Origin of the sequence: Stenotrophomonas sp. MYb238 (assembly GCF_009496535.1) — a bacterium.
Taxonomy (GTDB): Bacteria; Pseudomonadota; Gammaproteobacteria; order Xanthomonadales; family Xanthomonadaceae; genus Stenotrophomonas.
Map to the genome: position 1 here is coordinate 1 of NZ_WIDL01000014.1, position 15,891 is coordinate 15,891.

Genomic DNA, 15,891 nt, shown 5'->3' on the forward strand with positions numbered 1-15,891 from the left:
CCTCGACAAATCCCCCACCCTCGGCCAACGCGTCTACATCGACCCCGCCTGCACCATCATCGGTGACGTGGTGCTGGGCGATGACGTGTCGGTGTGGCCGGGCACGGTGATCCGGGGCGATGTGAACCATGTGCGCATCGGGGCGCGCACCAACGTGCAGGACGGCACCATCATCCATGTCAGCCACGAGAGCCCTTACAACAAGGGCGGCTACCCCACGCTGATCGGCGAGGGCGTGACCGTGGGGCATGGCTGCATCATCCATGCGTGCAGCATTGGCGATTACTGCCTGATCGGCATGGGCGCGTGCGTGCTCGATGGCGCGGTGATCGAGGACGAGGCGTTCATCGGCGCCGGTGCGGTGGTGGGGCCGGGCAAGCGGGTGGCGCGCGGCGAGTTGTGGGTGGGCAACCCGGCGCGGCCGGCGCGCCTGTTGAATGCCAAGGACATCGAGGGGCTGCGGTATTCCGCGGACCACTATGTGCGGTTGAAGGACCAGTATCTGGGGATGGCGGGCTGACGGCGGGCGGTTCCTGTGTGCTTCATCCGGGTGTCTGGGGTACTGGGTGCGCGTGCCGTTGTCGTGCGCGCGGGTCGGAGGGGGGGCGCGGCTGAAGCCGCTCCTACGAGGGGTGGGGGTCCGTTGCCGCCGGGGTCGCGGTTGCCTCACACTTCCCGGCCTCGGGCGTGGGGACGCCCTTCCAGGGAAAGGAACCCTTTCATGTCGATCAGATCCATGGCGCTGGGCCTGCTGGCCGGTGCGACGCTGTTGTGCGCCGCTTCGCCGGCCGCGCTGGCGCAGGACGGGCAGGACGGCGCGGCGTTCGTGCAGTCGCTGCATTTCCGCACCGGCGCCATCGAGGTGCCCGCCGCCAAGGCGCGCTTCAACCTGGGCCCGGAGTTCCGCTACCTGGACCAGGCCGACGCGCGGCGGGTGCTGGAGGACATGTGGGGCAATCCGCCCGACGAGGACGTGCTGGGGCTGATCGTGCCGCGCTCGCCAGGCCTGGCCGACGACGACAGCTGGGCGGTGGTGGTCACCTATTCGGATGACGGTTACGTGTCCGACGAGGACGCGTCGAAGATGGACTACGCCAAGCTGCTGCGCGAGATGCAGGAGCAGACCAACGCCGCCAACCCGGAGCGCGAGAAGGCCGGCTACGGCACGCTGCAGCTGGTGGGCTGGGCGGTGCCGCCGCGCTACGACGCCGGCAACAACAAGCTGTACTGGGCCAAGGAACTGGCGTTCAACGGCCAGCCCACCCACGTGCTCAACTACGACATCCGCGTGCTCGGCCGCCACGGCTACCTGAGCCTCAACGCGGTGTCGGGCATGGGCGAGCTGCCGCTGGTGCGCACCGGCATGGAGAAGCTGCTGCCGATGGCCGAGTTCGAGCCCGGCGCGCGTTATGCCGACCACAACCCCAAGACCGACAAGATCGCCGCCTATGGCGTGGCGACGCTGATCGGCGGCGGGCTGGCGGCCAAGGCCGGGCTGTTCGCCAAGGTCGGCCTGCTGCTGGCCAAGTTCTGGAAGCTGCTGCTGATCGGCGTCATCGCGCTGGGCGGCGCGGCGCGGAAGTTCTTCGGCGGCGACCGCGGGCGCGGTACCGTACGCTGAACCCGGCGGCACCGGCGCAGGAAGGCAGGCGATGGCCCATACCGAACAATCCATCGACACCCTGATCTCCATCAGCGGCACGTTGGCGAGCATCAACCTGGCGCTGGTGGCGATCCTGGCCGCCAAGACCTCGATCGACCACGTCGAGGTGGCGGCGGACGATTTCTTCCTGTTCTCCTCGCTCGGCTTCCTGTTCGTCGTCGTGCTCGGCTACCTGGCGCAGAAGAACCAGGGCAGCGCCAACGCCAACCGCCTTGTCAGCATCTCCGAATGGATCTTCTCCGGCTCGCTGGCCGCCACCGTCATCGGCGCCGTGCTGATGGTCTATTCGGCCGTTTGAACGCGGGCGCATGGCGGCGCCGCCATGCGCACAGGCTGGGTTTTGCGGTAGCCGGCAGGTAAAGTCGGCGCCTGACAAGGACGCAGCAGAGAACCCCATGCCAGCGGCAGTTTCCCGCGCCGGAGTACCCGTTTCCGCCCGCACCCCGGCCGTTGCCTGCACGGCGCCGGTGGCGGTGCGTTGAACCGCGCGCAGGCCATGCTCGATACCTACCGCGAGGTCATCACGCCCGAAGGCGTGCCGCTGCAGTTGCCGGCGGCCGGCCCGGTGCCGCGCGCGCTGGCGTGGCTGATCGACCTGATGGCGCGCTTCGGCGTGCTGGGGTTGATGAGCCCGCTGCTGCTGGCGCTGGGCGGGCTGGGCCAGGGCCTGTACCTGGGGCTGATGTTCCTGATGTTCTGGGGCTACCCCATCGTGCTGGAGGTCTGGTTCGGCCAGACCCTGGGCAAGCGCGCGCTCGGCCTGCGCGTGGTGGCGCGCGACGGCGCGCCGCTGGGCTGGATGCCGGCGATCGTGCGCAACCTGCTGCGCACCGTGGACATGCTGCCGTTCGGCTACGCGCTCGGTCTGGTCGCCTGCCTGTGCGATGCGCACGGGCGCCGGCTGGGCGACCTGGTGGCCGGCAGCCTGGTGGTGCACGTGCCGGCGCCCGCGCCGGTGCCGCCGGCGCGCATCGACACCGTGCTGGCGCCGCCGCTGCCGCTGCAGCCGGCCGAGCAGCAGGCGGTGATCGCCTTCGCCGACCGCGCCCCGGCGCTGTCCGGGCCGCGCCAGATCGAGCTGGCCGACATCGCCGGCGGCCTGAGCCGGGCGCAGGGCCAGACCGGCGTGCTGCGCCTGTACGCGATGGCCAACTGGCTGCTGGGACGGCGATGAGGCAGGAACAGTTCGTCACCCGCCACCAGCACGAATGGCGGCAGTTCGAGGACTGGCTGCAGCAGCGCGGCGGCAGCGCGCGCAAGGCGCGCGGCACGCCCGCGCCCGACCTGCCGGGCGACGAGACCATTCCCGAGCGCTACCGGCGCCTGTGCCAGCAGTTGGCGCTGGCGCGCCGCCGCGGCTACAGCCCGCAGCTGGTCGAGCGCCTGCAGCAGCTGATGCAGCGCGGCCACAACCTGCTGTACCGCGCGCCGGCGCCGCGCTGGCAGCGCGCAGTGGAGTTCCTGTTCGCCGGTTTCCCGCAGCTGGTGCGCAGCCAGGCCGCGGCGATGTGGGTGGCGTGCGCGCTGTTCGTAGTGCCGCTGGTGGGCGTGTTCGTGCTGCTGCAGTACAGGCCGGAACTGGTGCACCTGCTGCTGGACCCGCAGCAGATCGCGCACATGGAAAAATCGTACGACCCGGCCGCCGACCGACTGGGCCGCGACAGCGGCACCGACTGGGCGATGTTCGGCCACTACATCATGAACAACATCAGCATCGGCCTGCGCACCTTCGCCAGCGGCCTGCTGGCCGGCATCGGCACGGTGCTGGTGCTGCTGTTCAACGGCCTGACCATCGGCGCGGTGGCCGGCCACCTCCAACATATGGGCTACGGCGACCCGTTCTGGCGCTTCGTGGTCGGGCATGCGCCGTTCGAGCTGACCGCCATCGTGATTGCCGGCGGCGCCGGGCTGCAGCTGGGCCTGCGGCTGATCGCGCCAGGCCGCCAGCGGCGCATCGACGCCCTGGTGGAAGGCGGGGTGATCGGCGCGCGGCTGTGCCTGGGGGTGGCGTTCATGCTGCTGGTGGCGGCCTTCATCGAGGCGTTCTGGTCGTCCATCGCCTGGGTGCCGGCGTGGGGCAAGTTCACCGTCTCCGGCGTGCTGTGGACGCTGGTATTCGCCTGGCTGTGGCGCGGCGGGCACGGGGGCGGCGATGCGCATTGACCAGCTTGACGTGGTGCTGCGCGCACGTTCGCAGTGGGAGGCGATGGAACTGGGCAATGCGCTGGTGCGGCGCCATGCCGCGGCCATCTGGAAGCCGTGGCTGCTGCTGACCCTGCCGGTGTTCGTGCTGCTCAACCTCGCCGGCTGGTGGCTGGATGCCTTCTGGCTGCCGGCGCTGCTGATGTGGTGGCTGAAGCCGGCGTTCGAGCGCATCCCGCTGTACGTGATCTCGCGCGGCGCGTTCGGCGCGGTGCCCGGCACCGCAGACACCCTGCGCGCGCAATGGCGCTGGGGCTGGCGCGGCCTGCTGGCCTACCTGGGCTGGCGCCGGCTCAGCCCGGCGCGCTCGCTGCTGATGCCGGTGGACCTGCTCGAAGGCGGCGACGCCGGGCAACGACGGCTGCGGCGGCGCGTGCTGGGCGGCGCGGCCTATGGCCATGCGGCGCTGCTGACGCTGGTGTGCTGGCATTTCGAGATGATGCTGCAACTGGCCGGCATCGCCCTGGTCTTCATGTTCGTGCCGCTGGATTCGCTGCCCGAATCGCTGCGCATCGCGCTATCGCTGATCGGCAGCGATACCCCGGCGTGGGTGTGGCTGGGTTTCAACCTGCTGGCCTGGGCGGCGATGACGGTCATCGGCCCGTTCTACAGCGGCGCCGGCTTCGGCCTGTACCTCAACCGCCGCACCCAGTTGGAAGCGTGGGACGTGGAGATCGCGTTCCGCCGCCTGCGTGAGCGGCTGGCGCGCGCGGTGCCGCTCCTGCTGCTGGTGGCGCTGGCGTTCGCGCCGTGGTCGCTGCCGGTCCATGCGCAGGAAGCCGGTAATGCGGCACCGGTGGAACACGCCAACCACAAGGGCAGCACCGGGCCGGTACCTGCGGCAGCCACGCCGGAGGCGATCTTCGGCCCTTCGCAGGTCGATACGGCCGGCTTCCGCCAGGCTGCCGCACGCGCCTACGAGGACCCCCAACTTGGCGCCAAACACATGGTCTGCCGCTGGGAGCGCAGGGCCGTTGAGGAGAAACAGAAGCCCGCACGCGACTGGGATTTCCCCGGCGGCGAGCTGCTCGGTGCGCTCGTCAAGCTGCTGGCCCTGCTCAGCGAAGGCTTCCTGTGGATCGTGGTCGGCGCGCTGCTGCTTGCGCTGGCGCTGACCGCCCGCTGGTGGCTGCCCTGGCTGCGCGGCAGCGGGCGCCGCCGCCGGCACGAAGCCGAGTCGGACGTCGCCCAGCACGAACTGCAGCTGCCCGACACCTTGCCGCCGGACATCCTCGCCAGCGCCCGCCGCCTGTGGCAGGACGGCAGGCCGCGGCATGCGCTGGCCCTGCTGTACCGCGCCAGCCTGGATGAACTGGCCAGGCGCGCCGACATCGTGCTGCCGCCGGGCAGCACCGAGGCGCAGTGCCTGCGCGCATCAAGGCGCATGCCGCAGGAAGCGGACCGGCGCCTGTTCGCACGCATGGTGCGCACCTGGCAGTACGCCGCCTACGCCGGGCGCCTGCCATCGGACGATGAATTCCAGGCCCTGCTCGACGACCTGCGCCAGCAGTACGGGTGGCCGGCATGAGCCCGCGCTGGCGCAATGCGTTGATCGCCCTGGCCGTTCTGCTGCTGGCAGGCGTGGCGGTGATGTGGTTCCTGCGCAGCTACCAGCGCGTCTGCGAACAGGCCACGCTGCCGGCCTATGGCGAGCCCAGCTTCAACCCGCTGTTCGCGCTGCGCGAAACCCTGCGCCGCGACGGCGTGGACGCCGAGACGCGGCGCACGCTCGACCTGCCGGCCATGCGCCTGCAGCCGCGCGACACCGTGCTGCTGCTCGACGACCCGCGCCAGCTCGCACCCGCACAGGTCGAACAGCTGGTGGGCTGGGTGGAGTACGGCGGCCACCTGCTGCTGCGCATGCCCACGCCCGACGAGACGCTGGACGACGAACGCACGCTGCTCGACCGCTTCGGCATCGTGCCCGGCGAGGTCGCGCCGCGCTGCCAGCCATGGCGCGTGCAGGGGCAGGAAGAACACCAGGAATTCTGCGCCGGCAACCGCTTCACCCTGGGCGAGGATGTCCGTGCCGAGCGGCGCTGGGGCGACGCCAGCGACGACACGCTGGCCTACGCGCGGCTGCGCTACGGCAGCGGCCGGGTGGACGTGCTGGCCGACATGGATTTCCTGCGCAACGGCCAGGACGAGAAGGACACCGGCCTGCGCGACCTGCCGCACCGCGACCTCGCGCGGCTGGTGCTCGCCCCCAACTACGGCAAGGGCCGCATGCACCTGGTCTACGCGGCCGAAGCGCCGTCGCTGTGGCGCACCGTGCTGCAGCGCGGCTGGCCGATCTGGCTGCCGCTGCTGCTGGCCCTGCTGGCATGGCTGTGGATGCGCGCCCAGCGCTTCGGCCCGCTGCTGCCCTCACCGCGGCAGGAACGCCGCTCGCTGCTCGAACACGTGCGCGCCAGCGGCGAGCACCTGCACCGCTACGGCAAGTCGCCGCTGCTGTACGACGCCGTGCGCCAGTCCTTTCTTGCGCGTCTGCGCCGGCGCGCACCGCTGGCCGCCGCCCTCACCGGCGACGCCCAGCTGCATGCCATCGCCGACCACCTGCGCTGGCCGCCCGAACGCGTGCGGCTCGCCCTGCAAGTTCCCCCGTCGCGCGACGACGCCGCGCTGCGCGAACGCATCGCCCTGCTGATCCAGATGAGAAACCAGCTATGACCGACCTGCCCGCTCCGCCCGCCCTCCCCGGCGATGCGCCCGCACCGGCGCCCGCGCCCGGCAACACCGACCTGATCGAACGCGTCGAACGCCTGCGCGAAGCCGTCGGCCAGGCCTTCATCGGCCAGGCCGACGTGCTGGACCAGATCCTGGTCGCGCTGCTGGCCGGCGGCCACGTACTGATCGAAGGCGTGCCCGGCCTCGGCAAAACCCTGCTGGTGCGCGCCCTGGCGCAGGCGCTGGAGCTGGACTACGCACGCGTGCAGTTCACGCCCGACCTGATGCCCAGCGACGTCAGCGGCCACGCCGTGTACGACCCCAAGACCGAGAGCTTCAAGATCCGCCGCGGCCCGGTGTTCACCAACCTGCTGCTGGCCGACGAGATCAACCGCGCGCCGGCCAAGACCCAGTCGGCGCTGCTGGAAGTGATGCAGGAAGGCCAGGTCACCATCGAGGGCAAGGCCTTCCCGCTCAACCCGCCGTTCCTCACCCTGGCCACGCAGAACCCGGTGGAGCAGGAAGGCACCTACCCGCTGCCGGAAGCGCAGCTGGACCGCTTCCTGCTCAAGGTGCTGATCGACTACCCGCAGCTGGAGGACGAGAAGCGCATGGTCGAGGCGATCACCGCCGGCCGCAGCGCCAGCGACTTCGACCTGTCGCAGGTGCCGCGGGTGATGAGCGGCGCCGACGTGGTGCGCATGCAGCAGGCGGTGGCCGCGATCACCGTCGACCCGCAGGTGATCGACTATGCCGTGCGCATCGTCGCCACCACCCGCAAATGGCCCGGCATCGCCCTCGGCGCCGGCCCGCGCGGCAGCCTTGCGCTGGTGCGCGCGGCGCGTGCGCAGGCGGTGCTGGCCGGGCGCGATTTCGTCACCCCCGACGACGTACGCGAAATCGCCAGGCCGGCGCTGCGGCACCGCATTGCGCTGGCGCCGGAGCTGCAGATCGAGGGGCAGTCGGCCGACGATGCGTTGACCGCGCTGCTGGCGAAGGTGGAGGCGCCGCGCAAGTGAGTTTGTTTGGCGGCCAGGCGGCTTCGGTTCCCGCTTCTTCGTACGCGGTGCGAAGAGCTTGGCTGGGGTGGGCTGTTGTTGCCGTCATTGCGCTGCATGCGCCCGCTGCGGTCGCCGCACCAGCAGGAACTTCCGTTGCCGTTGCCGTTGCCGTTGCCGTTGCCGTTGCCGTTGCCGTTGCCGTTGCCGTTGCCCGTGATTTTGCTTCTGCCTTCCGGCTTTTGACCCCTATCGCCGTAGAGCGAGCCGAGCACCGCAGCGGGCCGAGGGGCGAAGAGGCGCACGTGTCTGAGCGAAGCGAGTTGTGCGCCGTCCCCTCGGCACGCGAGGAGCGCAGGGAACCGATGCGGCGCAGCCGCATCGGATCGCGTCCGGCGCGTGTTTCTTTTGGCTATCTTTTCTTTGCACGAGCAAAGAAAAGTAGCTCGCGCCCCGAAGGGGAGCGAAAGCCTTTGATCTTGCTTGTACCGTTGCCTCTGCTTTCCAGAAAAAAACAGCCAAAGCAGCCGCTTGAAAGCAGAGCTTTCACTCCTGCTTCGCAGGAGCGAGCCACCTTTCTTTGCTCGTGCAAAGAAACGTGGCCCAAAGAAACACGCCCCTGCCTCCGCGCCCTCCGTGCTACGCACTCCGGGTCCACTCCGCTGTCGGGATTTTTCTACGAGACATCCATGTCTCGTAGAAAAACGACGTGCATCCCTGCACGTCGCCCTTCGGGTTTTTCCCGCCAGCTCCGTCACTACGGAAGGGGATCCGAAAGTCAAAAGCCAAAAACAGCAGCAAAATCGCCCGCAACCGCAAAGGATTCTGTGCTTTCGCACTCGTCCGCAGGCATCGCATCCGGCATGAGGGCCACCGCATGAGGCCCGCACCGCTGTTGATCGCACTGCTCGCCCTGTGGGGCCTGCTCGGCATTCCCATCGCCCTGCACCTGCTACCCACCGAAACCTGGACGGCAACCGCCTGCGCGATCGCCCTGCCCGCCTTGGCCGACGCGCTGTGGCTGCGGCGCCGGCCCACGCCCACGGTACGGCGCGAACTGCCCGAAACCCTGGCGCTGGGCGTCGAGCGCGAAACCTGGCTCCAGCTGGACAGCTTCGGCCGACAGCGCGTGGACGTGTTCGACCTCGTACCCGGCGGCTGGAGCACACGCGGGCTGCCGCGCAGGCTGCGGCTGTCGCGCGCCAGCGAATCCCGCTTCAGCTACCACTTCACCCCGGGCGCGCGCGGTGCCTTCGTCTTCGAAGGCATGCAACTGCGCCTGCATTCGCCGCTGCGGCTGTGGCGGCAATCGCGCATCGCCGGGCCAGCGCAGAAGGTGCGCGTCTATCCGAACTTCGTGCCGCTAACGCGGCTGGCCCTGCTCAGCGCGGAAATGGCTTCGCGCCTGGTCGGCGCACACCTGAAGCGGCGCCGCGGCGAGGGTACCGACTTCCACCAGATGCGCGAATACCGCGTCGGCGACAGCCTGCGCCAGATCGACTGGAAGGCCACCTCGCGCGCGCGCAAGCTGATCTCGCGCGAGTACCAGGACGAGAAGAACCAACAACTGGTGATGATGATCGACACCGGCCGGCGCATGCTGGCCGACGAGGGCGGGCTGTCGCACTTCGACCATGTGCTCAATGCCTCGCTGGTGGTGTCCTATCTGGCGCTGCGCCAGGGCGATGGCGTGGGCCTCTTCGCCAGCGGCGGCGAGAGCCGCTGGGTGGCGCCGCAGCGCGGGCTCGGCGCGATCGACACGCTGCTGCGTGCCAGCTACGACCTGCAGCCGCAGCCGGTGGCCACCGACTACCTCGCCGCCGCCACCGGACTGTCGCTGCGGCAGTCGCGGCGCTGCCTGGTGATGCTGGCGACCAACGTGCGCGACGAGGACATCGAGGACCTGCTCGCCGCCGTGCGCCTGCTGCAGAAGCGGCACCTGGTGTGCGTGGCCAGCCTGCGCGAGCGCGAGCTGGACGACGCCCTCGCCCGCGGCGCCGACACCCTGCCCGACGCGGTGCAGGCCGGCGCCATCGCCCGTTACCTACAGCAGCGCGCCGCCGCGCACGAGGCGCTGCGCAGCCACCGGGTGATGGTACTGGACGTCACCGCCGAAGAACTGCCCGCCGCGCTGGTGGAGCGCTACCTGGCGGTCAAGCGCGACGGGTTGTTGTAGGCGGCTGCAACGCCCGGGGCGACAACGAAGCTTCCCCGACAACGCAGATCGGAGTTAAACCCCCGACGCACGAAATGCCGGAACGCACGTGTCGGGGACATAGCCCCGACCCACGGCGCAGAGCCCCCTGTAGGAGCGACTTCAGTCGCGATGGGGCTTTCCCGAAAAAGGCACATCACATCTCTCCACACCCGCGGCAAGGCCAACCGCCACTTGCAGCCCGCCCGCACGGCCACATGCCATGCATGCCATGGCTCCGCCACCGGCTTTGCTGCGACGCTACGCCTTCGCGCAGAACACCACGGCAGCGATAGGCGTCGCCCTCCGGGTCCATCGGTAGAGCCTCTCGCGGCTGAAGCCGCTCCTACGGGGGTTGCCGCGACGCGAGGGCTTCAGACGTAGATGCGGGTATTACCCTGCGGCGCATCATCGATTATCGCGTGCGGCAGGAAGCGGGCGCTGTCGCGGGTGATGCGGCTGTCGTCCTCGCGCACGCCGATGCCGCAGGCGCGGTCGCCCACCACCCAGCTGCCGACCAGCGGGTAATTGCCCTCGAACGCCGGCAACGGATGGAAGGCCTGCACGATGCACGGCCCCGCATACGGCCCTTCGCTCTCCTGCCAGCGGCCATCGCTTATGTGCATGGCGACGTTGGCGCCCTCGCGCGAATGCAGCGGCTTGCGCACCCAGCCGGCCGGCAGCGCGCTGCCGTCGTCGAAATGCGCTTCCAGCAGGTTGGGATGGCCGCGGTGGCGCTGCCACAGCAGCGGCAGGATGCCCTTGTTGCTCAGCACCGCCTTCCACGCCGGCTCCAGCAGCTGCACGCCGGAACCGGGCAGGGCCGCACCGAATTCCTCGCGCATCAGGTCTTCCAGAGGATACAGCTTGAACAGGCTGCCGATCACGGTGTCGTCCAGATCGGTGAAGCGGCCGTCGGCCGACAGGCCGATGTCCTCGATGGCGATCGCCGCGCCGTGCAGGCCGGCCTGCGCCGCGCAGTCGCGCAGGTAGGCGACCGTGCCCTGGTCCTCTTCCGAATCGCGTACCGCGCTGAAGTACAGCGGCGGCGGCAACTGCGCCGCCAGCTCGGCGAAACGTTCGACCAGGGTTTCGTGCAGGGAATTGAACTGGTCGGCCTGCTGCGGCAGCGCACCGCGGTTGCGCTGGTCCTCCAGCCACTGCCATTGGAAGAAAGACGCCTCGTACAGCGAGGTCGGCGTGTCGTAGTTCAGTTCGTACAGCTTGGCCGGGCCGTTGCCGTCGTAGGCGAAGTCCAGCCGGCCGTAGAGATGCGGATCGCCACGGCGCCAGCTCTCGGCGATCCAGTCGCGGAACGGCGCAGGAATCGCCAGCCGCTCCATCAGTTCCTCGCTGGCTACCACCTCGCCGACCAGGTCCATCGCCATCACGTGCAGCTCGGCGCTGGGGTCTTCCAGGTCGTTTTCGATCTGGCGCAGGGTGAAGGCGTAGTACGCGCTTTCGTCCCAGTACGGCGCGCCGTCGATGGTGTGGAAACGGAACCCCGCCTCGGCGGCGCGGGCGCGCCAGTTGGAACGCTCGGCAATGGCAATCCGCCTCACCGCATCAACCGCCGACGGTGGTGCGGCCGCCGCTGCGCGAACCGAAGCCGCCGCGGCTGGCGGTGACGGCACGGTTCGGCTCGGCCGCCACCGGCGCCAGCCCGGCCTTGCCGGCGCCGATGCGGCTGGCGGTGTTCAGGCCACCGCTGCCGCCCAGTGCGGCGGCCGGCTTGGCCCAGGTATTGGCGTTGTCCCTGAACGCCGGTTGCGCGGCAGGCGGGGCGGCCACGGCGCCACGGCCGCTGTTGAGCATCTGCGACATGAAGAAGCCCATCATCATCGGGCCAACGAACGAATGCCCGGCGCTGGTGCGCTGCTGGGTGCACTGCTCGGCCGGGTACTCCCTGGCGCACTCTTCCTTGCTGGCGTACTGCGGCGCCGCGTCGGCGGCCTGCTGCTGTGCAGTAGCGAAGGCGGTGCGGCAGGCGGAAGGATCGCCGGTGGCCTCGCTGCAGGCTTCCACCGAGGTGTACAGCCCTTCCTGCACCTGCACGGCCTGTTCCTTCTGGCAGGCGGTGAACAGCAGCGGCGCGGCGCCCATCAGCAGCAGCGCGGTGGTCCTGGATCGCTTCATCGTCGTAACCCCATGAAAGTCGTTCCCGGATGATGCCCGATCCGGCCGCACAGGCGGAAATCGCGGGCGCCGCCAACCTGAACGCCGTTTCAGGTAGCTGCGAGGCGCCCGCGTCATGCGGTCCCCGGCCGATCGCCGGTTTGCCGATCGCGCATCGCGGCCGCCGCCCGCTCCAGAGCCCCGCGCGCCAAGGCTGATGGTTGCAACAGCAACCGGGTTCTTCATGCAGAATCGCGGCACTGCGTTCCACTGCCTTCCCCATGCCCGAATACCGCTCGAAAACCTCCACCGCCGGCCGCAACATGGCCGGCGCCCGCGCCCTGTGGCGCGCCACCGGCATGACCGACGGCGATTTCCACAAGCCGATCATCGCCGTGGCCAACTCCTTCACCCAGTTCGTGCCCGGGCACGTGCACCTGAAGGACCTCGGCCAGCTCGTGGCGCGCGAGATCGAGGCCGCCGGCGGCGTGGCCAAGGAATTCGACACCATCGCCGTGGACGACGGCATCGCCATGGGCCACGACGGCATGCTGTACTCGCTGCCCAGCCGCGAGATCATCGCCGACTCGGTGGAGTACATGGCCAACGCGCACTGCGCCGACGCGCTGGTGTGCATCTCCAACTGCGACAAGATCACCCCCGGCATGCTGATGGCCGCGCTGCGGCTCAACATCCCGGTGGTGTTCGTCTCCGGCGGGCCGATGGAAGCCGGCAAGACCAAGCTGGCCGAGCACAAGCTCGACCTGATCGACGCGATGGTGGCCGCCGGCAACGAGGCGGTCAGCGACGAGCAGGTGGCCGCCATCGAGCGCAGCGCCTGCCCCACCTGCGGCTCGTGCAGCGGCATGTTCACCGCCAACTCGATGAACTGCCTGACCGAGGCGCTGGGCCTGTCGCTGCCGGGCAACGGCACCGTGGTGGCCACGCACAGCGACCGCGAGGCGCTGTTCAAGCGCGCCGGACGGCTGGTCGTCGAACTGTGCCACCGCTGGTACGGCGGCGAGGACCCCAGCGCCCTGCCGCGCGGCATCGCCACGTTCGAGGCGTTCGAGAACGCGATGACCCTGGACATCGCCATGGGCGGCTCGACCAACACCATCCTGCACCTGCTCGCCGCCGCGCAGGAGGGGGAAGTCGCCTTCGACCTGCGCGACATCGACCGCCTGTCGCGGCGCGTGCCGCAGCTGTGCAAGGTCGCGCCGAACACGCAGAAGTACCATATCGAGGACGTGCACCGCGCCGGCGGCATCATGGCCATCCTCGGCGAACTCGCGCGCGGCGGCCTGCTGCATGCCGACGTGCCGACCGTGCACAGCCGCACCCTGGGCGATGCCATCGCACGCTGGGACGTCACCCAGGTGCAGGACGCCGCCGTGCACGAGTTCTACAAGGCCGGCCCGGCGGGCATTCCCACCCAGGTGGCCTTCAGCCAGAGCACGCGCTGGCCGTCGCTGGACACCGACCGCGCCGAGGGCTGCATCCGCGACGTCGCCCATGCCTTCTCCAGCGAAGGCGGGCTGGCTGTCCTGTACGGCAACCTCGCCGCCGACGGCTGCGTGGTGAAGACCGCCGGCGTGGACGAGTCCATCCACGTGTTCGAGGGCAGCGCCCGCGTCTACGAAAGCCAGGACGCGGCGGTGAAGGGCATCCTCGGCAACGAGGTGCAGGCCGGCGACGTGGTGGTGATCCGCTACGAAGGCCCCAAGGGCGGCCCCGGCATGCAGGAAATGCTCTACCCCACCAGCTACCTGAAATCCAAGGGCCTGGGCAAGGCCTGCGCCCTGCTCACCGATGGCCGCTTCTCCGGCGGCACCTCGGGCCTGAGCATCGGCCACTGCTCGCCGGAAGCCGCCGCCGGCGGCACCATCGGCCTGGTCCGCGACGGCGACCGCATCCGCATCGACATCCCCCAGCGCGGCATCCACCTGCTGGTGGACGACGCCGAACTCGCGCGCCGCCGCGAGGAACAGGCCGCACAAGGCTGGAAACCCGCGCAGCCGCGCCCGCGCAAGGTCAGCACTGCGCTGAAGGCGTATGCGCTGCTGGCGACCAGTGCGGACAAGGGCGCGGTGCGGGACAAGGCGCTACTCGAAGGCTGAATGCTCACACCGCAGGTACCCGGCCTGCACGGCGCCTGTGGGATTCCTGCGCATCCACGGATCGAACTGCGCCGTCACTCCGGCTGCAACCCGGCGCCCGGCAGTCGATCCAGCGGACTGAGCAGGCCACCGGCACCACGCCCCAGCACGTGCGTGTAGATCTGCGTGGTCGCCACGTCCTTGTGACCCAACAGTTCCTGCACGGTGCGGATATCGTGGCCGGCCTCCAGCAGATGCGTAGCGAAGGAATGCCGCAACGAATGGCAGGTGGCCGGCTTGGCGATGCCGGCACGCATGCGTGCGGTTTTGATGGCCCGCTGCAGGGTCTCCTCGCCAGCGTGATGGCGCCCTGCCCGGCCACCGCGTGGATCGACAGAAATCCGCCCGGAAGGAAACAGGTACAGCCAACCCGGCTCGCTGTCGGCATTCGGGTATTTCCGTGCCAACGCATACGGCAGATATACCCGCCCGCTGCCGGCGACCCGGTCCTGCCCATGCAGCTGCAACACCCGCTCGCGCTGCCCCAGCAGACGCCCGCGCAATGATTCCGGCAACGGCACCCGTCGATCCTTGTCGCCCTTGCCGCTGCGCACGCAGATTTCCTTCCGGGCGAAATCCACGTCCTTGATCCGTAGGCGCAGGCATTCCAGCAGGCGCATGCCGGTTCCATACAACAGGCGCGCCATCAGCTCTGGCATACCTTCCGGCATAACCGACAGCATCCGCGCCACTTCCTCCTGCGACAGCACCACCGGCAGGCGGCGCGGCCGCTTCGCGCGTACTACTTCCTCCATCCACGGCAATTCGATCTCCAGTACCACACGGTAGAGGAACAGCAACGCCGACAACGCCTGGTTCTGTGTGGCCGCCGCCACATTGCCCTGCATCGCCAGCCGGGTAAGAAACGCCTCGACTTCCTTCGCCCCCAATTCCCTTGGATGGCGCCTGCCGTTGGCGAGGATGAAACGCCGGATCCACCCGACGTAGGCCTGCTCGGTGCGGATGCTGTAATGGCGCAACCGGATCCGCTCACGGACCTGATCAAGCAGGCGCGGTGATTTGGGCTCAAGTACACCAGCAGATTGAGGGGTGTAATCCATATGGCAGCGTTCCTGCGGCATAACGCTGCCATCCTGCAGCCCGCGCCTCACCCGCCTCCATCACCCAACCCATTGATACGAGGTGGGATTTATCCGGTTCACAAGGCAACGGGAAGCAGCCATACTCCGGGCAACGCCGCAGGTAGGCGGCCGAATAGGCGTTAGGCCGCAGTGGAGCAAAGGCTGGGTGGTTCCTACCTCGGCAAATCCGCCGGCAGTTTTCCAGTCGGCTCCGGCCACCGTTCTTCACTGTTTTCGGTATCGGCAAGTTCGCGGCCTCGGCCTTGGCATCACGTTTGTCGCACTCGGTTTGCACTCGGCTTCGGTTGCTCCGCGCTTCCGGCTTCACCGGACAAGCCACAGTCATGCGGCTGTGGCACTATCGGTTTCCGGTACGTGATTCAAAGCAGGCAGCAGTGGCCGGCGGCAACTCTCTCGGCCACCGCTGCCTAACATTTCATTCAAGCCGACGCCGCTTCGCGGCGCGGCTTAATTCAGGCGTTAGGGCCTTGGAGAACAGCCATGCAGATTCGGACAGCGGCTCTTGCAATAATTCTACTTTCATTGCCCCTTACCTCCTGCGGAAAAACAGGGATTCTGACCCACGAAGAATGTCTAGAAACAGTAAATCGCGAGGTCGATTTCATGCGTCCTTACATAGCAACTGGCGGATTTCCAGGCATAACCAATGAAAATCAACTGCGAGAGTCTAGGATGCAGAAGTGCAAGCAACCGGATACTTGGTATGACCAAGAGTACAAAGCCTGCATACTTGGGCTTCCTCCACCTGGGTACAAGGCAATGAAATGCTCTATGGAGGCACTAAGACGCC

General features: G+C 68.8%; 13 protein-coding genes. 10 read left to right on the plus strand and 3 right to left on the minus strand.

Annotated features, from left to right (window positions below; translation table 11 throughout):
* From CQ393_RS10600 to CQ393_RS10640, 9 genes are all read left to right on the plus strand, one after another.
* Positions 1–520, plus strand: a 520-nt coding sequence (locus tag CQ393_RS10600) for a gamma carbonic anhydrase family protein (protein WP_153191521.1), incomplete at its 5' end; no start/stop codon positions are given.
* Between the two features lie 201 nt (positions 521–721).
* Positions 722–1,621 (plus strand): DUF2167 domain-containing protein, encoded by a 900-nt coding sequence (locus CQ393_RS10605; protein ID WP_153191522.1) that lies wholly within the window; start codon positions 722–724, stop codon positions 1,619–1,621.
* Positions 1,622–1,652: 31 nt separating this feature from the next.
* Complete coding sequence (locus tag CQ393_RS10610) at positions 1,653–1,961, plus strand: hypothetical protein (protein ID WP_153191523.1); 309 nt, start codon at positions 1,653–1,655, stop codon at positions 1,959–1,961.
* A 198-nt stretch (positions 1,962–2,159) separates the two neighbouring features.
* Positions 2,160–2,837 (plus strand): RDD family protein, encoded by a 678-nt coding sequence (locus CQ393_RS10615; RefSeq protein ID WP_153191613.1) that lies wholly within the window; start codon positions 2,160–2,162, stop codon positions 2,835–2,837.
* A complete protein-coding gene (locus CQ393_RS10620; RefSeq protein ID WP_153191524.1) occupies positions 2,834–3,826 on the plus strand; it encodes a stage II sporulation protein M in 993 nt (330 codons plus the stop codon). Before CQ393_RS10615 ends, CQ393_RS10620 begins: the two co-directional genes overlap by 4 nt.
* Positions 3,816–5,393, plus strand: a complete 1,578-nt coding sequence (locus CQ393_RS10625) for a DUF4129 domain-containing protein (protein ID WP_153191525.1) — start codon at positions 3,816–3,818, stop codon at positions 5,391–5,393. The genes CQ393_RS10620 and CQ393_RS10625 overlap by 11 nt, the downstream gene beginning before the upstream one ends.
* Positions 5,390–6,535: a DUF4350 domain-containing protein gene (locus CQ393_RS10630; protein ID WP_153191526.1), complete on the plus strand. Its 1,146-nt coding sequence runs from the start codon at positions 5,390–5,392 to the stop codon at positions 6,533–6,535. The genes CQ393_RS10625 and CQ393_RS10630 overlap by 4 nt, the downstream gene beginning before the upstream one ends.
* Positions 6,532–7,551 carry a MoxR family ATPase gene (locus tag CQ393_RS10635; RefSeq protein ID WP_228114462.1) on the plus strand — a complete coding sequence of 340 codons (1,020 nt, stop codon included), beginning with the start codon at positions 6,532–6,534 and terminating at the stop codon, positions 7,549–7,551. The genes CQ393_RS10630 and CQ393_RS10635 overlap by 4 nt, the downstream gene beginning before the upstream one ends.
* 856 nt (positions 7,552–8,407) lie before the next feature.
* The gene (locus tag CQ393_RS10640; protein ID WP_153191527.1) at positions 8,408–9,706 is read left to right on the plus strand and encodes a DUF58 domain-containing protein; all 1,299 of its coding nucleotides are present in this window, start codon (positions 8,408–8,410) and stop codon (positions 9,704–9,706) included.
* A 392-nt stretch (positions 9,707–10,098) separates the two neighbouring features.
* Here the strand turns inward: CQ393_RS10640 and CQ393_RS10645 are convergent, their stop codons facing one another.
* The gene (locus tag CQ393_RS10645) at positions 10,099–11,286 is read right to left on the minus strand and encodes a glutathionylspermidine synthase family protein (protein ID WP_343199934.1); all 1,188 of its coding nucleotides are present in this window, start codon (positions 11,284–11,286) and stop codon (positions 10,099–10,101) included.
* A gap of 4 nt (positions 11,287–11,290) precedes the next feature.
* Complete coding sequence (locus tag CQ393_RS10650; RefSeq protein ID WP_153191528.1) at positions 11,291–11,860, minus strand: DUF1190 domain-containing protein; 570 nt, start codon at positions 11,858–11,860, stop codon at positions 11,291–11,293.
* Between the two features lie 260 nt (positions 11,861–12,120).
* Here CQ393_RS10650 and ilvD point away from each other — a divergent pair, with 260 nt between their 5' ends.
* Positions 12,121–13,959, plus strand: coding sequence for a dihydroxy-acid dehydratase (gene ilvD, locus CQ393_RS10655; RefSeq protein ID WP_153191529.1), 1,839 nt, complete (start codon positions 12,121–12,123; stop codon positions 13,957–13,959).
* A gap of 74 nt (positions 13,960–14,033) precedes the next feature.
* On the opposite strand, the gene CQ393_RS10660 is transcribed toward ilvD, so the two are convergent.
* On the minus strand, positions 14,034–15,059 hold the full coding sequence (locus CQ393_RS10660; RefSeq protein WP_153191615.1) for an integron integrase: 1,026 nt from the start codon (positions 15,057–15,059) through the stop codon (positions 14,034–14,036).
* Positions 15,060–15,891: the final 832 nt, after the last annotated feature.